The sequence below is a fragment of the Endozoicomonas sp. SESOKO2 genome (assembly GCF_024606245.1).
Taxonomy (GTDB): domain Bacteria; phylum Pseudomonadota; class Gammaproteobacteria; order Pseudomonadales; family Endozoicomonadaceae; genus Endozoicomonas_A.
The window spans coordinates 1-20235 of record NZ_JAHHPQ010000218.1 but is presented as its reverse complement, the minus strand read 5'-3'; the positions used below and the strand labels follow the sequence as shown (position 1 = coordinate 20235).

15 protein-coding genes and 1 pseudogene are annotated in these 20235 nt (G+C 41.3%); 1 reads left to right on the top strand and 15 read right to left on the bottom strand.

Features of this window, described 5'->3' with window-relative positions:
* The 15 genes and pseudogenes from KDK17_RS05285 to KDK17_RS05215 all read right to left on the bottom strand — a co-directional run.
* On the bottom strand, positions 1 to 987 hold a 987-nt coding region (locus KDK17_RS05285; RefSeq protein ID WP_257287528.1), incomplete at its 3' end, for a glycosyltransferase family A protein.
* Positions 988 to 1031: 44 nt separating this feature from the next.
* Positions 1032 to 1991: a hypothetical protein gene (locus tag KDK17_RS05280; RefSeq protein ID WP_257287527.1), complete on the bottom strand. Its 960-nt coding sequence runs from the start codon at positions 1989 to 1991 to the stop codon at positions 1032 to 1034.
* 59 nt (positions 1992 to 2050) lie between these two features.
* A pseudogene (locus KDK17_RS05275) lies at positions 2051 to 2932 on the bottom strand (IS982 family transposase).
* A 260-nt stretch (positions 2933 to 3192) separates the two neighbouring features.
* On the bottom strand, positions 3193 to 3945 hold the full coding sequence (locus KDK17_RS05270; protein ID WP_257287526.1) for a hypothetical protein: 753 nt from the start codon (positions 3943 to 3945) through the stop codon (positions 3193 to 3195).
* Positions 3946 to 3955: 10 nt separating this feature from the next.
* Complete coding sequence (locus tag KDK17_RS05265) at positions 3956 to 5056, bottom strand: hypothetical protein (protein WP_257287525.1); 1101 nt, start codon at positions 5054 to 5056, stop codon at positions 3956 to 3958.
* Positions 5057 to 5397: 341 nt separating this feature from the next.
* Entirely contained in the window at positions 5398 to 9471 is a 4074-nt protein-coding gene (locus KDK17_RS05260) for a glycosyltransferase family 2 protein (protein WP_257287524.1), read from the bottom strand.
* A gap of 97 nt (positions 9472 to 9568) precedes the next feature.
* Positions 9569 to 10711, bottom strand: coding sequence for a dTDP-glucose 4,6-dehydratase (gene rfbB / locus KDK17_RS05255; protein ID WP_257287523.1), 1143 nt, complete (start codon positions 10709 to 10711; stop codon positions 9569 to 9571).
* The gene (gene rfbD, locus KDK17_RS05250) at positions 10708 to 11676 is read right to left on the bottom strand and encodes a dTDP-4-dehydrorhamnose reductase (RefSeq protein ID WP_257287522.1); all 969 of its coding nucleotides are present in this window, start codon (positions 11674 to 11676) and stop codon (positions 10708 to 10710) included. Before rfbD ends, rfbB begins: the two co-directional genes overlap by 4 nt.
* 2 nt (positions 11677 to 11678) lie before the next feature.
* Positions 11679 to 12311, bottom strand: a complete 633-nt coding sequence (gene rfbC, locus KDK17_RS05245; protein WP_257287521.1) for a dTDP-4-dehydrorhamnose 3,5-epimerase — start codon at positions 12309 to 12311, stop codon at positions 11679 to 11681.
* Between the two features lie 6 nt (positions 12312 to 12317).
* Positions 12318 to 13241 carry a glucose-1-phosphate thymidylyltransferase RfbA gene (gene rfbA / locus KDK17_RS05240; RefSeq protein WP_257287520.1) on the bottom strand — a complete coding sequence of 308 codons (924 nt, stop codon included), beginning with the start codon at positions 13239 to 13241 and terminating at the stop codon, positions 12318 to 12320.
* Positions 13242 to 13496: 255 nt separating this feature from the next.
* A complete protein-coding gene (locus tag KDK17_RS05235; protein WP_257287519.1) occupies positions 13497 to 13991 on the bottom strand; it encodes a hypothetical protein in 495 nt (164 codons plus the stop codon).
* Positions 13992 to 14047: 56 nt separating this feature from the next.
* On the bottom strand, positions 14048 to 15685 hold the full coding sequence (locus KDK17_RS05230) for a polysaccharide biosynthesis/export family protein (RefSeq protein WP_257287518.1): 1638 nt from the start codon (positions 15683 to 15685) through the stop codon (positions 14048 to 14050).
* 58 nt (positions 15686 to 15743) lie between these two features.
* The gene (locus tag KDK17_RS05225; protein WP_257287517.1) at positions 15744 to 17006 is read right to left on the bottom strand and encodes a hypothetical protein; all 1263 of its coding nucleotides are present in this window, start codon (positions 17004 to 17006) and stop codon (positions 15744 to 15746) included.
* Between the two features lie 21 nt (positions 17007 to 17027).
* A complete protein-coding gene (locus KDK17_RS05220) occupies positions 17028 to 17681 on the bottom strand; it encodes an ABC transporter ATP-binding protein (RefSeq protein WP_257287516.1) in 654 nt (217 codons plus the stop codon).
* Positions 17678 to 18457: an ABC transporter permease gene (locus tag KDK17_RS05215; protein WP_257287515.1), complete on the bottom strand. Its 780-nt coding sequence runs from the start codon at positions 18455 to 18457 to the stop codon at positions 17678 to 17680. Before KDK17_RS05215 ends, KDK17_RS05220 begins: the two co-directional genes overlap by 4 nt.
* Positions 18458 to 19393: 936 nt before the next feature.
* Between KDK17_RS05215 and KDK17_RS05210 the strand changes: the two genes are divergently transcribed.
* Complete coding sequence (locus KDK17_RS05210) at positions 19394 to 20098, top strand: hypothetical protein (RefSeq protein WP_257287514.1); 705 nt, start codon at positions 19394 to 19396, stop codon at positions 20096 to 20098.
* Positions 20099 to 20235 lie beyond the last annotated feature (137 nt).

Below are 20235 nucleotides of genomic sequence, written 5' to 3'. Positions count from 1 at the left end.
GCTGTAAGCTGCATTTTTCAGTCTGTCCAACCAATTATTGCTAACGATAGTATCGGAGTTTAGTAAAATTATGTCCCGCTCTGGGTGAAGTTTCATTCCCTTGTTAACAGTACCTACAAAGCCCAAGTTTACTGAATTTTCATAAAGGGTTATTTTTTGTTGATCACCTAAATCACGTAACCATTCATTTAAAATGCTATCTGGGCCAGCATCATTAATAACAATGATTTCATAGGGCATTTCGTAAATTGCATTCAAGACACTTTTAATGCAATCCTGAGTTTCTTTCAGGCCGCTATAGACTGGAATTATGATATCAACTTCAGGTGCTAAACTCGGTGCTTTTTCAGTGAAAGGCTGCGATTTCAGGGGGGGGATACGAACTTTATTTGATGAGCGAATGTTTTGCATTAAGCCAGGAATAACCTGCTCTAATAACCACTCCGAAGCAGGGCCTTCAATACCATTAATCTGCCCACTTCTTAAGGCTTTTTGTATATTGTGTAGTGAATTTATCTGTTCTGTGGTCTGTTCTGCAATATAACGGCCACTGAAAACAATTGACCCACAGAGCTTCGATAAGATTCTAAAATCAAATGCTTTAGCGTTAGCCGCTTCTGGTAATAAAAACCTGAAGCCAGCTTGTCCTGTAGGTAGCCCATTGTCAAGCAAGTCTTGCCTAAAGATATTTGCTGTTGTGTCGAATGTCGATCTTCCATTAATTTCCAAGGTTAAAGCGATCGGTGTTTTCGTGTCAGAATAGAGCCAACCAGAAATAACATTACTGCAGATTTCATCAATATACCCCTTGAATTGATGGTTACAGACTTTTAAGCCAGTGATGGTCGGGTGACGTCTTGGCTTTTCACCTAATAAAGCTCGCAGGCGTAGTGATTGCTTAATAGGAAGTAGTTTTATCGCTTGAGCTAAGTATAAAGTTAGTCTTCTAATACTTAACCTGGTTAAACGTCGGATTTTTTTCAACACAAAAAAAGTACTATTAATAGATTCTTAAAATTAAGAAGTGGTTGTTAAAATTTAATTCTTCCTGCGAATAGCTCTTTGAATATAAGTTTTTCAACTTCTTGTGATTCGTTAACTGGAATAAAGCTTTTATTTAATTTTTCGACATCGCTGTCATCAAATAAATTGTCTGCATCAAAATACTGCTTTGCAATTTTTTTGTTTATAGTAGAGTGGTGCTCAAGAACTTGCTTTCTTTGGTTTGGGTTTAATAAAGTACCTTTTTCTCTAAACTGTTCTTTAGAGTTGAACCATTTGACAAAGATAGCTCGCTCATGAGTAGAAGGGAAAATATCGCGATGCTTGGCCATAAAGCGAACAAGGTGAGCATTCCATGATAAGTTGCTTCTCTTCTCTTCGCTGCTATCAAATGGGCAGCTCTCACCAATGATTTTGAAAAAATCTTCAACAGCATTGAACGTTTTACGATCCCCATAAAGTTTTAGCTTTATGTTCGACTTTCCAAAGACTTCAACCCAAGGCATTAACACTTGAAAGTAGTTATACGATGGCTTGTTATTATTATAGAAATCCATAATGTTAGAAGGTACTTTTGCCCCCATTTTTACAGCTTGACTATAAACTGATTCCAAATACTTATCTTGCCGACGAATATATACGACTATTTTTACATCAAAATCTGAAAGGTAATCCCTGATGATTTCAGCATGCATTTTATTTCTGAGCAATATAAAAAACTCAGAGCTTAAAATTATCTTTTCACAATCTGAGTGTTTGATTTCATTAACAACATTTAGCCAATGTTCAGGTGTGTGTTTGTAATCTGCAGGTGGGTGACCGAGTCCTAATCCCCAAGACAGTGGGTAGTGGGCACTCCCAGCCTGGCCTGAGGTAGGGTAGAGTATACCTTGCTTTTTGAGTAGCTGCCGATGCAATGCGAGTTGCTTTTGAATGCTGGTTGTTCCGGTTTTGTTGGTGCCGATATGTAGGTAAATGGTTTTCATCATTTAAATATATAAGGTCTATTGGCTTACGTTTGAATGGGTAAGTAACGTGAGTTCGACGCTCAGAAAGCCATCGGTACACCTTCTGTTAGTAATGAAATATCAATATGAGGCTTTCTGGGTTGCAGGGTATAGGCTATGAGGCCTGCTATCAGGTTTACAGCAAAGTTGAATGGTGACCGGTGGCGGGAGTGCTCTATCTGAGAGATGTTTTTAAGTTGATCGTTAACACTCTCTATGACAGCCCTTTTTCGTAACATCACTTTGTCAAAGGCTTTCAGCTCCTTTGGCTTCATGTTCTTCCTCACTTTCGTAACCAGATTCAATCCTTTCTCTTTCAACCAAGCCACTAGCTTTTCTGAGATATAACCCTTGTCCCCATAAAGCTGGCCTGCTAAATCTTCAACAAGATCTGGCACTGGCTTTCGGTCATCAGTGTTAGCTGTCGTCAAACAGAAGGATAAAATTTCTCCCAAATGGTTGATGATCAGGTGGAGTTTGAAGCCAAACTTCCAACCTGTAGACGTCTTTCCACGTTTAGCCTCTTCTGAGAAAACCTTATGGCTGTTAATTCGGTGGTTATCACAAACGACAATTGGCGTTGAATCAATGAATGACAAACCAGTTTGTTGCCCCATACATTGACTTTTGAGATAAACGGTCAATGGTCTCAATGCTTGTTTCATGAGCTCCACAAAACGATTGTAAGAGACCAGATTGGGGAATCAGTCTGATTTATGACGCACAATGTGATTCTGGTAGTAATGTTTGAAATCTCGGAAGGCACTCTGATGAAAACAAGTGATGATAGTCATTATTTCACTCAGCGACAGTTTCGATATAACCGGTGACTTTTTGGCATTGCAGATAAGCTGCTTATGCCATTCTGGTTCAAAAGTAAGGCAGAAATCATCGACATCACAGAATACACTGGTCATAGACATGGGAGCCTCTGGTTAGCTATCTGAGGGGTGCAACCGAAAGATAGTTAAATCACAGGGGCTTCCTTGTCTTTTTTTGCATCGAACTCACGTTAAGTATCAAAGCCTGTTTTTTTCTGTTAATACAGGTTTATGGATTGAAAATTATTTAGGTTTCTATATTTACATGGAATGTAAAACAAAGCCTGTGATGGTCAGTTTTCTCTATTGGTGCTCTAACTCTCTACTTTTAATTAATTGTTTTTGGTAATAGGGTGCTGTGTTTAACCTTCATGGTCTAGCTTGAATAGAGGTAATTTTTCAATTGCACTTGAAGCCTCATGTGAATTGCAAAACTTATGATAATCTTTTTTCGTACCTTGTGATTTCCCTCTTAACATTTCCTCATAAATAATGTCGTCGATGAGTTCTGAGTCTAGATTGAGATTATTTACAATGTATTTAGCATGTTTTACAGAAATACTAACATCTTTGTTTTTATAAAGATCTTCAAAAGAGATCGCTATTGGGTTTAGATTTTCTAATAGCATTTGATTGTAGACGGTTAGCATTTTTTTTCTTGATTGATTCTCATGATTAATCAAGCTTGTAACATTTATTGGTGTGGTAAAGATTTTAGGATCAACTGGCTTTAGCTGTTTTTTTCCCCAAATACCTGTTTTTTGAGCATAATGTAATGATAGTAATCTGGATTTAGGGTCTTCTCTATATAGAAAGAGGTGTCTATAGCCAAGTCTTGTTGACTCCTGCATAAGCTGTAGGTTTAGCTCATTAGGTATTATTTCTAAACAGTGCTTAATGGTCGGCTTGCTCGAAAGAGCTTTTCGTATGTCAATACGAAGTTTTTCTGTGTCTTTTTTATCTCTAAACGACCTTGTGATGTTTCCAAAAACACGATCATCATTAAAAGGTTCATGCTCTATTTTTGGATATGGGGTAAGATTAAATAGAAATTGGGCGAAGTTTGTACCACCTGCCCTTCTAAAGGTCCAGATAATAAATGGAATGCTTTTCATAAATACCTCTCTACTCTGTAAAGGAGTCGACTGAGTGGCCGAATTCACCGGAATAACCACATAGCTCTTTTTGATCTTTGTTTTGATTTTTGTTTCGATCTGTAGAATTGGTTAAAGTTGTTAAGTCTGCTCTTAATGATTTGTTTTCTGATTTTAGACGTGAGTTGATTAAAGAAAGATCATTAAGAATCTTTGCAATTGATGTGATTGTATCTTTAGTCCAAACTTCGTTAATCTTTACCTTGTCTTGTATATTACCGGCCAGTTTTATACCAAAATTCTTTTCTAGTAGTTCTAACTGCACTTTTGTATTCTCTACTACTTCCTCAAGAAAGTAGGTGTCAGCTGTATATTTTGGGCCTGAGATTTTATTTAAGTATTCAGAGGGCCCTCTATCACAGCTACCGCTAGGTGCTATTTCTGAAAGTGAGTCTGCAATTAACATCGCAGCTTCACTCAGGGTGGTATTGTCTATGTTTTTTGTGTTTGAGTCATTATCATTAGATTTGATATTACAATAAAATCTAAAGTCAGTTAAAAGATCACCACTTTTAAGTGACTTTTTCTCAAATGGAATTATTTTAATCGACTCTTTACCAAACACTTCTACCCATCTGAATACTCGATTTATCTCATCAGGTTTAGAGTGGTATTTAAAAGCAGTCTTAATATTATAATGACCTTGCTTAACCTGTTCATTTACCGCAGAGGATGCATGCAGTGCAGGATGTCTGATATAGGCTATTACCTTAATTTCATCAAAATATTCTTTGAAATAATACTTTAATCCATAAATATCACTTACGGACAAATCTAAAAGGAACTCAGAAGAAAGGATTAAAGTTTTTGAATTATTGGTTGTTTTAATTAATTTGGTGATTTCATCCTTCGCATTAGTAAAAAGCTCATTCTGACCTTTACTACTATTCCTAACTGTAACATGATTATCATTATTGCTATGGAAAAAGTGAATTAAGAAAGTGTTGTTGGAGCAACTATTCGAGTAAATAATACCTTGTTTTGCCAGTTCTTCCGAGTTATTGAATAGATAGTTCTGTATTGTTGTGGTACCTGTTTTCCAAGTTCCAATATGGAGTATTAACTTTTTCATACATTTCTTTAACACCGCAGTTTAGTTGTATTTGCACCAAATTAAAATTGACAGTTCTTCTGTATTTTGTTGGTGATTTATTAAAAACTAAGTTGTGGTCTTTTATCCTGTTCTTTGTGGCTATAGGTAACTTTGGTTTTCTGTAAAATGATTCGAGTTTTGATAAGTTTCAATCTTGTTCATCATTATTGCATGTTTAAATGAATAGTTTGTGTATTCATTCCTGACTTCCATTTCTGATATTCATTAATGCAGAACTATTCATTTCTAGAATTTTTTTGAATAGACGTGGTTCCTGTTTTTTCAGTCTCAGTATGCAGAACTAGTTCCTTATACACAGCTTACCACTCCATTTCAGAAATGTAATTGGCTCTTTTTAAATCGGAACTATTTCTGTATTTTATAGATGCTTTTTTACAACGTAGTTGAGGTACCTCATTTTTATTGAATAACCCTAAATATCTTCGATATTCTGCACCATTATTCCAATGTTGCCCTGATTTAATTTCTCGGACGATCTTTGTATGGAATTTAGAGTGATATTTAAAATGCATAATTCCGCATTGCTTACTAAATATTTTATGGCCTACCATAAAATGGAGACCTTCTATCAGATTCATACCTGGGTTGTATTTTAATAGATTATATTTTTGATTGAGATAATTTGGCTGTGGGTAAGCATTGTATTTACCAAAGATACGCTCACGAACCCCAGCAGAATAGACTTTTGAGTTACTGAATGGTCCATAATTCGCCTGGTCAAGTACTTTCATAGATTCGACTGTATCAAAGTAATTGCAAGTCTCATAAAATGGGCGACTTTCTGTTATATCTGCAGTATCCAGTGAGCCTTTTGGGTAGAAATCTACCATAGGTGAGAGGATTGCTGTCGCATGTTCATGGTCTGCTTTTGCTACTAATTCTTGAATGCTTTGCTCTTCAAAGTTGTCGAATACAAATAGTTCATCCGAATCTATGATCAAAGTCCACTTGCCAAGGCAATAGTGACTGCAGAGAGTTTCTTGCCAATTTACTCCAAATCGTGAAAATTTGTAATCTTGCGTTGCAACAAAGACGGAAACATCGTCCTGTTCCAGCATGTAATCTATGGAGTTATCAGATGAGCTATTATCAACGAAAAGGAAATGCTCTACACCAATCTTACGATGGTGCGACAAAAGGTTTGGTAAAAACTCCTGTTCATTTTTACCTACAATGATGCCTAAAACTTTAGCTTTTTCAATTGCAATTTTGTTTACTTTGAGAGCCTTTAAAACCGGAGCTTGTTCTGATGCAGAGAGCCAAGCTGGTGACATGTCGTCTGTAACATCACGATAGATTAAATTAGGCACTTCTAGTGACCATTCATCATGCAATTGCTTATAAAAATTGCGTCTGAATTGATCATCTTCAGTATGTAAAACTTTAATATTTGTAACTTTATTTGGGAGTAACCCGTAGTCCCATATTTGAACATCACGACCATTAGCCACATTGCGGCGAATTACACAGTTATAGCCTTTATCAATACAGCGAATATCTGATAGGGATAATAAATCACCTACAAGTTTATCTTCAAAATAAGAAGTAGAAAGTAGTTGAATATTGTCAAAGGACTTAGCCTGTTGATTCATTTTGTTTATAGCATTACGGCTGAGAATATAGCCCGTACTTCCATCACCATAGCTGGACAGTTCAGGGCTGAGGTCTAATGATGTTTTTGCCTCATTTGTTGTAGATTTCTGGTGGTGCCAGCTTCTGTCAACCCCACCCATAGGGCGGTTTACGATACGCCCAAAGTAATCATGCCCTAAAAATGCAGGATCACCGAACATCGCTTTGACATTTAGAACACAATCATCATCCAGTTTGTAATAGTACTGATGACTGCTGCTCTGTGCAGCAAATTCAAACATACGAAGTGATTTGTGTGGTAGCTCTTCGTACGTATCTGGTACATCAAGTCTGATTTTGTCGTTATCACAATGGGCTACTTCGGCATCACCTACAACAAAAGCGTAATCTATACCGCAGCTTTTAAGATCGTTTAACCAGGTATCACGAATAATCTGATGCCGTGTGCTTTCGTATTTGTTGCAGCTGTATATGATTACCTTAAGGTATGGATATATTCCATTTTCGGTAATTTTACGGCATATAACTTTTTGACGATTCAAATCTGTTATATCAGCAATGGTGCTGTTCAGTAGTTCTAATGTATCAGTGAGGTTAGCAATACCACCGAACTGGTCAGAAAGTTGATGTATTACATTGATACTGCTTTGCTCTTCAGTGAGTTTTAGTGAAACATATAATTTTAACTTGAGCCACGAAGTCAGTACTTTTGTACTTGCCAGTGGCTCAATAATTTGAAGCAAATCTCCTTCAATAGCATCATGTTTGGCTAACCATAGAGTTTCACTGACCAAAAGCTCAATAAGATCTGGATTATTATCCTGATCCGTCTGCTCTGAAGTTTTTAGAAAATGTGACAGTTTGTCAATAAACGCCCTTGTTTCTTCGTGACCTTCGCTACTTCTGGCATTTAGTGCTGCTTTAAACCAATAAGAATCTTTCCTTCTAGCCTTATCACCGTGCTCACTGATCTTACGCATCAGTTCTCTTCGCGATTCAGGGCAGCTTTCCAATTGCAGTGCAGAAAAGGTGTCACCCATCTCTATATGGATAGCCTTCAGAAGGTCGAATAATGCAGTTCTTTCAGTCAGTTGAATATAGCGAGATAAAGCAAGGAAGTGCTGGTCAATGCCTTCTACACCAAATTCCCTTTTTAGGGTAAGCAATTCAGGAACTATAGCGGCAAGTTCCTCATTACTGTATGCATGAGACGAATCAAATGAATTAAAGAATGTCTTTATCTTTCTGATTCTTTTGTAGAAGTGCTTAAATTCGTGATAAATATTGTAGTCAAACGCTTCCAGTTCCTCAAAGCAAAGTGAGTCAGTGTAGGCTTCACTAAGGCTTAAGACAGGGCGTACCATATTTTCAAGAATAGAAAACTCCTGAAACTGACACAAAATACCAGTGTTGATTACTCCGGCCAGAGTTTTTTGAAATGTTTCTCTTTTCAGTTCGTTAGCATTATTGCTTATTTTATAACGGAGTACATTATCAAACGCTTCGATTAAGTTTTTATAAATAGACTGACTTGGCCTGTCTTTTAGTAAAGCGTCAGTCACATAACAAAAACTATCTGTATTAAAGTAATCAAGATTCCAGATTTTCCAAGCATACTCTTTAAGAAGTTCGGAAACAACTATGGGGTCACGATTTGTTTCCAGAGCCTGTACAACAAATGATAGAGCAAACCAATGATTATCTGGATTGGTTATAGCCAGCCTAAGTGCCTCATTTTTATTGAGTTCACCCTGATCATGCTTTAGATACCAGGATGGATCACAGTTGATTAGTTTTAACTCATGGCTGCGATTTTGATATTGTAGAGCACCTGCAAGCAGTGGCCAGTAGTCTTTCTTTAGTTCTTCAGTGAGGTTATTCCATAACATCAGCCCTTCAATCTGATCTTTAGGAAAGTTTTCAATGAATTCAAACTTTCTACTTTCAGAACCAGTACAGCTTTCAACTAAATTTTCTTCAATAGCTGAAGCTGAGTAGCTGGTTATTAAGTCCTTAGCTTTGAGGTAAGGTAGCTGGCAGAGCACCTCGGTAATTTTATCGGATAATGGATGCTGATAATATTGATCACCTGTCTGCTGAAGAAAAGCAGCAATAAAATCAGGATTGAATCGAACTTTATTCAACAGCTCATAATACTCATTTTCTGCATTTTTATCGAAGTTCAAGTTTGGGATGATGAGTTCAAAGAGTGTGCTGAGTTCTTTGTAAAGGCCAGACTGAAACAACGAGTCAATTAAAAACAATTTGTTCCATTCAGTTAGGTAACCAATACTGTCCTCATTAATCAATGGGGTCAGTGAAATATAGTGATTAAGGTCACTTTTTAAAGTCTTGGCAACACTTCTGTAAAAATCATCTTTTTCAATTGTGACTTCATGCTGTATAGGTGATTCATGAACTGAGAGTGAAAAGGTCAATTTTTCTGATTGTTTTAAAATTTTCACAATAGCTTTTACTGGTAATTGCCAATCGAAGCCTTTACCATGATTAATCTCGGGTAATGCCAATAAATCCTCTCGCTCAACCTTTGGGACGAACTGGCAAACAGGAGTTCCATTAACCAAAATATTACAGTTATCGTAATTGGCATTAGTTTGGTTTTTTTTATCGTATGCTACCCAACCACCCAAATAGAGACCACTGACATAATCAATATAACCTTTTGGTTGATTCTTAGAGAGAGTCTGCTTTTTCTTACTATTTAAAGAGACGAGTTGTCCCTTTTTTAAAAGTTCATCTTTGATTGTGTTAAATTGCATTTTATTTATGAAGTGGATAAGTTAAAGGGATTTAGTGAGTTTGTTTTTGGCTTTTAATTAAGGACTTAAGAATTTTCAAACAATGTTGCTGGTTGATTCAGTCTTGATAGCTTTCATCGATAACAGCTAGCCACCAATCTTGATTGTTCAAATACCATTCAACGGTTTTGCGAATACCGGTTTCAAAAGATTCTTTGGGTTCATAACCCAGCTCTGAGCGGGTTTTTGCTGCATCAATCGCATAACGGCGGTCGTGGCCGGGGCGGTCTTTTACGTACTCGATCAGGGATTCTGAGTTACCGGCGATGGCGGACTTTGCTGTTGGGAAGCGTTGTTTGAGCTGGAGGCTGGACAGAGAATTGTTCCCGAAATTCTCTGCATTCCCACCATCCTTGGCGATCAAAGCTGGAAGCTGGAAGCTTTCATTCAACAACTTACAGACGAGTTTAACTATGTCGATGTTGTGCCATTCGTTGTGGCCGCCGATGTTGTAGTTTTCGCCGACTTTGCCTTTGTTGAGAACCAGCTCTATTCCGCGGGCATGATCTTCTACATACAGCCAGTCGCGGATTTGTTTGCCGTCGCCGTATATGGGGAGTGGCTTGTCGTGCAGGATGTTTGTGATAACCAGCGGGATCAGTTTTTCCGGGAAATGGTAAGGGCCGTAGTTGTTGGAGCAGTTGCTAATTGTGGTCTTTAGACCGTAGGTTTCCTGATAGGAGCGAACCAAGTGGTCACTGGATGCTTTGCTGGCTGCATAGGGCGAGTTTGGGGCGTACGCGGTTTCTTCGGTAAAGGCTGGTTCACTTAACGACAAAGTGCCGTATACCTCGTCAGTAGAGACATGATGGAAACGATGTTCTTTACCTTGTAACAGGTCTTCGTCCAACCACACTTTTTTTGCCGCTTTGAGCAGGCTGTGGGTGCCTATGATATTCGTTTCAAGGAATGCATCCGGGCCTGTTATGGAGCGGTCTACATGGGATTCAGCTGCAAAGTGGACTAAAGTGTCGATTTTATGGTTTCTCAGTAAACCTTCTACCCGTTTTGTATCCAGAATATTCCCGTGTACAAAGGTGTAATTGGGGTGATCTTTGATGGGATCAAGGCTGGCAAGATTTCCTGCATAAGTCAGGGCATCAAGAACTACGATGTTATGCTCGGGGTATTGCTTTATCCAGTATTGAACAAAGTTTGCTCCAATGAATCCGGCGCCACCGGTGACTAATAGTGATTTCATGAAACTGGTTTGTCTGACTTAAGCTCTGTGAGCACGGACCTGAGAGCACTTCGCCAATGTTCAATGGGAAGCACTAACTCAGAGTATGTCAGCTGTTTGTCCAAAACGCTGTATTTAGGGCGTTCAGCCGGAGTAGGGTAGGCCGAAGTTGGAATTGGTTTGACCGGGATGCTTTTTTTCAGAATGCCAAGAGATAACGCTTCTTCCTGGATCGCCACAGCGAAGTCGTACCAGCTTGCTACTCCGGCGTCGGTCCAGTTGAAGATAGCTGGAAGCTGGAAGCTGGGCAGAGAATTGTTCCCGACATTCTCTGCATTTCCACCATCCTTGGCGGTCAAAGCTGGAAGCTGGAAGCTGGAGGCTTGAAGCTTTTTTAGTGATTGCCAGCAGCATTGTGCTAGTGACTTGGCGGAAGTGGGGGTGCCAATTTGGTCAAAAACGATACCTAGCTGTTCTTTTTCTTGCATCAGGTTGAGCATGGTTTTTACAAAATTATTACCGTGGGAGGAATAGACCCAGGCTGTGCGAATGACAACGGCTTTGTTGCCGAGTATCTCAAGAACTTGTTTTTCGCCCTGAAGCTTGCTTTCTCCGTAAACATTGACAGGGTTGGTTTTGTCAGTCACTTTATAGGGCGTTGATTGGGAGCCATCAAAGACAAAGTCTGTTGATACCTGAACCATCGGGATGTCATGCTTTGAGCATGCTTCTGCCAGGTAAGCGGCGCCTTTGGTATTCACTGCGAAAGCTGAATCACTGTCTGTCTCCGCTTTATCAACCGCAGTATAAGCCGCGGCATTGATCACCGCTTCAGGCTCATGAGCATCAAAGTAAGCATCAACAGATACCTGCGAGGTAATATCCAGTCGATATCGATCAGCACAAAGTAGCTCTATTCCTTCAGGCACAGCCCTCTGCAACTCATACCCCAATTGCCCATCACAACCCGTAATTAAAACCCTCATCTTCAACCTTCCCTAACCCACCTTCCAGACCGAAAATTGTTCCCGACATTTTCGGCACTTCCACCATCGCTTCCAGCTTCCAGCTTCCAGCTTCCAGCTCCAACAAACGCAACAGCATTCTCATCCTTACCAGACAGCAAAGGCTGCTCCCCATCAACCAACGGCCATTCAATCCCCAGTTCAGGATCATCCCAGGCAATACTCAAATCATACTCTGGCGCATAATAATCTGTGCACTTATAAACGAAATCAGCACTTTCACTGGTGACATAAAAACCGTGGGCAAAACCTTCGGGCACCCAGAACATACGTTTATTTTCTGAAGAAAGGTAAACACCGTGCCATTGACCGTAGGTGTCAGAGCCTTTTCTCAAGTCTACAGCGACATCAAACACTTCGCCCTGAATCACTCTTACCAGTTTTCCCTGAGTGTGTTGAGTTTGAATATGAAGGCCTCGCAATATCCCTTGTTTTGAGCGGCTGTGATTGTCCTGAACAAAGTGGGTTGGAAGACCCAGTTCTTCAAATTTTTTGGCTTGCCAGGTCTCCATGAAAAAGCCGCGTTCATCACCAAACACCTGAGGCTCAATGACCTTAAGACCTTCAATGCCTGTTTCCAATGCTTTCACTGTCATGGTACCTCAGGCAACTTCAGTCTTATGTTGTTCGAACCAGCTGATACCTTCCAGTTCTTCGATAATATTCATGAGGTAAATACCATAGCCGCTCTTACGCAGTGGGCCAGCAATTTCAAACAATTGTTCTGCACCAATGTAGCCCATTCTATAGGCTATTTCTTCAGGGCAGGCAATTTTCAAACCCTGTCTGGATTCAATAGTTTCAATATAAGCTGCAGCATGAAGAAGGCTTTGATGAGTACCTGTGTCCAGCCAGGTTGAGCCTCGACCGATAGTGGCAACATTCAGACTGCCTTCCTTAAGGTAACAGTCAATTACAGACGTGATTTCCAGTTCACCCCGTGCTGAAGGCTTTACCGATTTAGCAAAGTCTACAACCTTGTTATCGAAGAAATATAAACCCGTTACAGCATAATTTGATTTGGGCACTGAGGGTTTTTCTTCAATGGTCAAAGCTTTGTTATTTTCATCCAGTTCTATAACACCATAATCCCGAGGGTTACTGACCCGGTAACTAAAGATTGTGGCTCCTTGTTGTTTATCAGCCTTTTGAAGCAGACTGGAAAACTTGTGACCGTAAAACAGATTATCACCCAATATCAGAACGCAATCACTTAAACCTATAAACTCTTCTGCCAATATAAAAGCCTGAGCGAGGCCATCTGGTGAAGGTTGAGCCAGATATTCAAGACGGATACCCCACTGCGAGCCATCACCTAACAGCTCTTTAAAGCGATGCTGTTCTTGAGGTGTGGTGATAAGAGCTATTTCGGTAATACCCGACAGCATTAATGTTGCCAGTGGGTAATAGATCATGGGTTTATCATAAACCGGCATTAGCTGTTTGCTGACAACACGGGTTAAGGGATAAAGGCGGGTGCCAGAGCCTCCAGCCAGGATAATACCTTTTCTGTTAGATTTTCCCATCTTAGATCCTGATTGCCGGGTTGTTAGAGGCTCAACATTACATGAGCTCTCATCGTAAACTGATAGATAACCTGCACAACATCGCTGGTATATTGCATGTTTTTTTCATCAGCTTGTAGCATAACAAGCATTACATTGCCGCCTTTAATGTCATATCTGGAGAGGTCGCCATTAAACCGGTGATTGTTGAGCGAGGGTAGGGCCGTCATATCTACAACGGTGCTCAATGATGTCGTTTTTCTGTTCCGGGCTGTCTCAATCGTCACCACCTAACTTTAAATTGTGGAGCTTGAGTAGGTAAGCTTCGATCTGATCGATAATTTTAATCAGTTCGGGAGCCACAGCCCATGCCATGTTGAGCGCATCAGCCCGTTGTGATTCAGCTTCCGGGTAGTCTTGAGAAAGTACATTACAAATTTCACGCATTTTCCGCCAGCTATCGGCAGAACTGAGGATATGTCGCTTTTCCATCCGTGATAACGTATCTGCCATATTCAAGCCTTCTTCATCTTCCATTCGTAGTAAGTTTCTGAAGAGCTTGTTGCCAATACAGTCTTGCAGGCCTGCAAATCGAACTCTGAAAGCATCGAGTTTTTCGAATAGCGCTTCATCTTTCGACTTGAGTGCTTGAGCAGTCAATGGAAAGTGCTGTTCAAGCCTGCTGAGCGAAACTTCCATGCGTTTAACGGCTATTTGAGACACAGACCAATTTTGCTCAAAAAGAGATAGATATTTTGTATTGAGTGGCATTGTTCGTCTCAAAGATCAGAAGGCTTTGAACGCAGTATGCTGCCGATATTGCCACCTTACAAGCTCAATACCACAGCCGTACTCATAGCCACCTGATAAATCACCTGCATGATATCACTGGTGTACTGCATGGTTTTCTCATCCACTTGTGGCATAACCAGAATTTCATCGCCGGGCCTAACGTCATATTTGGCGAGGCCGCCGCTAAACCAGCCATCGTTATACTCAATACGTGAAATAGTGCCGTCACTATGGAGTATCAGGACACGGGATTGGTCCGCTTTTTGAGAGTATCCCCCTGCCGAGGAAACGTAATCCGCTATAGTCTTGCCATTGTCAAAAACCATGGCATTAGGGAACATAACTTCGCCGTGCACCTGAACCAGAACGGTTTTATTAGGAATAACGACTCTGTCCTGGTCTTTCAGCAATACGTCCATGCGAGTTTTATTTTGACCTAACAGCACCTGACCACGTGGTTTTGTCTGTCTGGCTCTTTCTACGAACTGAAGGATTGAGTCTGCATCGGCTTTTCTTAAATTGGCTTCGCCTATGCTTTTGCTTCGTGCTGAGAGTGCCGCTTGTTCAAGCTGCTTCAACTGTACATCGAGCATGGCTTTTTGGCGTTCTGCCACCGACTCTCTGAAGAGTTGCATCGCTTCTATGTTGGAGCGGTCGTTAGGGGAGAGGCGGGCCATTAGATCTTTAATGGTGCTGCCATAAGGGAGGATATAAACGGCCTGGCCATTGTGTTCGCCCTCTACGGAAACGCTGATGGTTCCGGGCATTTTGTCAGAAACAACGGTGACTTCATCGCCACTCTGGAGTTGAACGTCGGCTGTTTTGGCAATAGGCAGGTATTCCACGTTACGCTTGGCCATTTGGTTTCTGGCAATTCGAACGTGGGTGGCCTCGGGTAATACACCGACCATATCCAGTGCGTCTTTCAGAGCTGTCTGGCCGTTGGCGAATTCAATCTGAACCGGGTTTTCCACCAGTCCGTCAAAGGCAGTAACACCTTGTCGTGTGTTGACAACCAGAGTATCACCATCGCCCAGCTGAATCTGTTCAATGGTGCCTGTAAGAAGGAACTCATAGAGGTTAAAGGTGGCTCTGGTCTTGCCATTACGTTTTAATTCAACATTCAGGTAACTACCAGACTCTGGGCGTATACCCCCGGCTTTTGCCAGAAAGGCCAGTATTGAATCCGATGAGAAGCCACCATAAAGGCCGGGTGATTGCACAAAGCCGGTCACAAACAGTTTGACCGGTTCTGCTGCATTCAGGCTGGCGTAAACGTTGACATTCTTTTGGTAAACACTGCGAACTTTTTTCTCGATCACCTGATTAAGGTCTTTGTTGGCAACACCTTCCAGTTTTACAGGGCCTACCTGTGGGATAAAGACATTGCCCTGGGCGTCGACCGTGAGTTCTACGGAAACTTCATAGGCTCCCCACATTTGCAGAGTGACTCTGTCGCCAATGGCCAGAGTGTACTCAGGGTTGAACCCTTTAAACTCGGCCTGCTTGAAGCCATCAAATAAATTTTGACCGAATACCGTACGCTGGGTGACGTTTTCAACCAGTTCCGGGCCCACTGTTTCTGTTTCTGTGGATTCGGGGATCGCTGTGTTTGCATAAGCCGCCATGCTGAGCATGAGAGCGGCTGTTGATGAAATGAGTGGTAGTTTCATAGATTCATAGTCTTGGAAATCGGGAATGCTTTAACGATGCTGTTTTATTGGTCTTTCGTCAATCACGATGCTCATGGATGGTGGCGCGAATCATACGGGCCAGCGCAAAAATCATCAGCAAAACCAGCAGTATGTTGATGAGGGAGTAGGCCACCTTGGGGTACTTGGCATCTTGTGCCTGGTAAGGACTGCTGACTACAACCAGCTGTTTTAATTTACGACTCGCCTCGGTGCGGGTTGTTTCCAGGGCAACCAGTGCCGATGTGTAGGCCTGGGTAGCCAGATCGAGATCCAGTTGTAACTCTTGTTGTCGAGCGGCAAGATCGTTCAGCGAAGTAGATCCACTGTCGACCAGCTTGTCCTTTTCTGTGGTGATCTGTGACTGAAGCGCGCTGATCCGTTGTTTTAATGCAATGACCTGGCTTGAGTTCTCGTTCAGATAAGAAGTCAGCGTCTGCAATTCGGTTTGGCTTCTGATCAATTCTGCCTGAAGCTCATTCATAATACCGTTAAGGGCAGCCCCTTGTTCCTCGACGCTGAGCAAACCGGTTTCGTTCTGGAAATTCAGCAGTCTGCGAGTGAAGTCCTTGAGCCTTTGTTCTGCTCGCTCAACTTCTGAACGGACAAACGTCAACTGTTCATTAGCCAGATTGTGACTGATGTCATTCACAAAGCTCTCGCTCTTTAGAAGAATCAGGTCGGTGATTTTTTTGGCGTATTCGGGCTCAAAACCTTGAACCTCCATATCCAGCATGCCATTGGTATCGTTGTATCGAACATTGATATGACTGCGATAAAAGTCGAGAAAGTCCTCCTGGCTGGCAGATGGGGAGAGTCTGGAGATCCAGTCACCAGATTCAATGTAATGTTGTCTCAGGCTCACCTCTTGATTGAGGTAGTCCAGCATGTCGGGTGATTGTATAAAGGTCTCCAGAATTCGCTGGTCATTGCTGGCTTGTGGGGTCACGCCGAACAGGCTCAGGCCCTCAATAGAACCCCCACCTGAGTCGCTTCGCTCAATAAGGAAGCTGGCTTCGGAAACATAACGGGCGAAAGCGATCAGGGTAAAGTATATTGCAGCGATTGCCCAGGGAATCAGAACAATAGCGGTAAACCACTGCCCGGTTTGATGAGTCAGTAGCGCCGACTTAAGCTTATGAGTCAGTTTTAGCTTTTTTAGCTTTTTTAGCTTTTTCTTGATGGTGTAAGCAGGCGCGTCGGGCTTTTTAGACTTCGGTGGCGTTCGAAGAACTTCGCTGTTGCTGTTGGGCTGAGCTTCTTTCGGGGGGGCTTGAGGCGGTGTTTGAATGGTATCTGGCATGTCGATAGGGTCAGGTCAAATTTACATGGAGTTATAGGCGGCAATGGCATCGTCGATGCTGTCATGGACATGGATAGAGCCATTTTTTATATAAATGCCAATATCGCACTGCCGCTTTAGCTCATTGATGTTGTGTGAGACGAAAAGAAAGTTGGCTATCCCTTTTTTGGCATCAAAGGTTTTGCGACATTTTTCTCTGAATCGTTTGTCACCGACGGCTGTGAGCTCATCGATCAGATAGTAGTCAAAGTCAAAAGCCATGCAAACGGCGAATGAGAACTTGGATCTCATCCCGGATGAGTAGCTTTTGAGAGGCATTTCGAAAAAGTCATTCAATTCAGAAAAGTTTTTGATGTATTCGATCTTCTCCCTGATTTCCTCTTTGTCTTTTCCGTATATCCGGCAGATAAACTCAGCGTTCTCGCGTCCTGTCATGCTGCCCTGGTAACCGGAAAGTCCCAGGGGCCATGAAACATTACCTGCTACTTTAATGCTGCCCTTATTAGGGTGGTCAACACCGGCCAGCAGTCGCATTAATGTAGATTTGCCACTGCCGTTAGCACCAAAAACACCGATGTTTTTATCACCCGGCAAAACAAGGTCTACATCTCTGAGTATGTAGTGGCGACCGTTTGGCGTAGGGTAATACTTTGTGACGTTCTTGAAGGTGATCATTGTGTCAGCATCCTGCGCCAGTTAGCCCGGAGCATCAGAAGGCCTAATGTAAGCGTTGTTAAGGCCCACATCTCCACGTACTCTAGACTGAGCAGACTTGTGTCATAGTCGTATGAAAAGCCTGAGCGCATAAATTCAAAAATATGGATCAGTGGGTTCCACAGCAAGATTTCCTGTGCGGCTGAAGGTAGCTCGTTGATGGAGAAAAATGTGCCAGAGATGAACAAGAGGGGTCTGAGCAGGGCGGGTATAAATTTTCCAGGTTCGGGGTAAAGTGTATTGAGAACCCCAAATATCAAGCCTAACCCGAATGCAATGATGCTCAGCAACAGATAGGCATATATGATAATGAGACTATTCACCAGATTGACTTCATAACCCACCCACCAGGTGATCAGTATGATCCCGGATAAGACGATAAAAGAGGTGATAAATTCAAGTATGAAGCGGGACAAAAACGTATCAAAGACTCTTACCTGACGGTATATGAGCAGGTTTTTGTTGGCACTGACTGCATTCAATGATTGCGTTACGACTTTCTTGAAATACAGAAAGGGAGCAATACCTGTTGCCAGAAAAAGAGGAATTTCAAGACCTCCAACAGAGCTTCGTCCCCCAAAGTAAAACAGCCCCATGAAAACGGCCATCTGCAGGATTGGTTCGATAAAAGCCCAGGCTATACCAAGCCGGTAAGCTCCAAAGCGGGTCTTGAGTTCACGTATGAGTAGTGCATGCAGTACAGCATACTGAATTTGTAAGGGAGATCTTGATTGCATCAGAAAAATGAGGTCAGCCAGCTCAAACCATTAGCAGGTTTGTAGCCTGGATTTGCATCGATTTATATTCAGGCACGCTACCGCCCTTCGGGTTTTGCTTCATGAATTGTCATAGGACAGGTACGAGCACGCATATACTGAAACAGCGTGTTAGGAATTTGGCTGTGTACTGTAAACTTTGTGTCTTGTTCAGGTAATTGTGTATTGTCGCACTTGATTATTAAGATTTGATTACATTACTTATTGCTTCGGCGTTCTTGTGCAGGTGCGAAAATAAGGAAGGTAAAAAACTCTGTGTAAAAAGGCGGTAAAGTATCTATGTTTCTGATATCCATATTCATATTTTGTCCATGGAATGTACAGTCTGTATAGTTTTTGTAATCTATACGGCACTGATTTTCTATGCAATAAGTGTAATCCCTTATATCCTTATTAAAAAAAGTGTGAGTCATATTTTGCGCTCAGGCTAAGGTGTTTGCGCACAAGTTCTGGTGTAACCAAGCTCTACCAGAAAAAAATGACAATCAGGCTCATGCATTAGGTCAACGAAAATAGTAATGATTCAGGGCATGCGCACTATTTGACAGTATGAAATAGGGGTATACAATCTGAGGTTCTCTAAAGCCTGTGAGCATGATCCCTTGTCTCGCATTTCTTGAAAATTTCGAAGATACACGTCGTATAGCGTAATGTGGACACGGCTTTATCGATATCCTTGTGATCGGTAATTTCGACATCATTGTAAACGTCGATACACAGGAGGAGATCGGTCAAGAAAAAGAAGTGTGGCTGCTAGCTTTTCCGAAACTGACGAGAGGCGTTCCCTCACATTACAAGTTAAGCTTCAGCCCTCTTTATCCTGTCAAATTTATGAATTGCTTTACCCACTGGGTAATCTGCTTTCCTGAAACTACTGAAAGATGAAACCAGATTAAAATGATATCAATCAACGCAGACACTCATTGCAACGATATTACTATCAACAAAATGAATAGTGATATCAATGGTCTTAGTATAATGGCTAAGGGGAGCGGTAATACACTGCTTATTGAATCTGGCGCTAAAATCAATAATCTCAAGATCGCACTTATTGGTGATGATAATAGTGTTATTGTTCGAAAGGGTGCAATCTTCTTTGGGGGAAGTATTAGTGTTTCCCACAAAGCTAACGTTAATGTTGGTCTCAGATGCAGATTTGGAAGCAGACTGGAATTGATCGCCGAAAAAGAATCCATAACCTTCGGTGACGATTGTATGTTAGCTGCCGGGGTTCAACTCAGAACGACCGATTCTCACCCTATTTTCGACTTAGCCAGCGATACAAAAATTAATCAATGTAAGAGTATTGAAGTGGGTGACTATTGCTGGATAGGAAAAAATGTGTCCGTTTTGAAAGGGGCGCAAATCCAACCATGTAGTAGCGTTGGTATTAACTCAATTGTTACAGGGAAAACGACACCATTTTCGGTATGGGCCGGGTCACCAGCTAAGTTGGTTAAAAGTGGCGTTATCTGGTCAAGATTGAATAAAATCGATAGCTATCTTGATGAACCTATCATTGTAAGATATTTAAAAAAATATAAGGATCTCATTCCGGAAAATTTACGCGACACTATTGAGAAAAAAATAGAAAGCTTCTAAAGCACTGTGCTCAATCTCTGAGCTAATGGTGCAAACGGCTACTGTCGGGTAAGTGTTATAATAGATTGAGGTCACAACATATAAAATATGTTGTGTGGGTCAGACTTTATTGTGAGATTCCCTGTTTATTGGTTTTT

Coding starts and splice junctions, on each gene's coding strand:
- KDK17_RS05280 (WP_257287527.1), bottom strand. CDS start 1,991: ATGATGAAAACCATTTACCTACATATCGGCACCAACAAAACCGGAACA.
- KDK17_RS05270 (WP_257287526.1), bottom strand. CDS start 3,945: ATGAAAAGCATTCCATTTATTATCTGGACCTTTAGAAGGGCAGGTGGT.
- KDK17_RS05265 (WP_257287525.1), bottom strand. CDS start 5,056: ATGAAAAAGTTAATACTCCATATTGGAACTTGGAAAACAGGTACCACA.
- KDK17_RS05260 (WP_257287524.1), bottom strand. CDS start 9,471: ATGCAATTTAACACAATCAAAGATGAACTTTTAAAAAAGGGACAACTC.
- rfbB (WP_257287523.1), bottom strand. CDS start 10,711: ATGAAATCACTATTAGTCACCGGTGGCGCCGGATTCATTGGAGCAAAC.
- rfbD (WP_257287522.1), bottom strand. CDS start 11,676: ATGAGGGTTTTAATTACGGGTTGTGATGGGCAATTGGGGTATGAGTTG.
- rfbC (WP_257287521.1), bottom strand. CDS start 12,311: ATGACAGTGAAAGCATTGGAAACAGGCATTGAAGGTCTTAAGGTCATT.
- rfbA (WP_257287520.1), bottom strand. CDS start 13,241: ATGGGAAAATCTAACAGAAAAGGTATTATCCTGGCTGGAGGCTCTGGC.
- KDK17_RS05235 (WP_257287519.1), bottom strand. CDS start 13,991: ATGCCACTCAATACAAAATATCTATCTCTTTTTGAGCAAAATTGGTCT.
- KDK17_RS05230 (WP_257287518.1), bottom strand. CDS start 15,685: ATGAAACTACCACTCATTTCATCAACAGCCGCTCTCATGCTCAGCATG.
- KDK17_RS05225 (WP_257287517.1), bottom strand. CDS start 17,006: ATGCCAGATACCATTCAAACACCGCCTCAAGCCCCCCCGAAAGAAGCT.
- KDK17_RS05220 (WP_257287516.1), bottom strand. CDS start 17,681: ATGATCACCTTCAAGAACGTCACAAAGTATTACCCTACGCCAAACGGT.
- KDK17_RS05215 (WP_257287515.1), bottom strand. CDS start 18,457: ATGCAATCAAGATCTCCCTTACAAATTCAGTATGCTGTACTGCATGCA.
- KDK17_RS05210 (WP_257287514.1), top strand. CDS start 19,394: ATGATATCAATCAACGCAGACACTCATTGCAACGATATTACTATCAAC.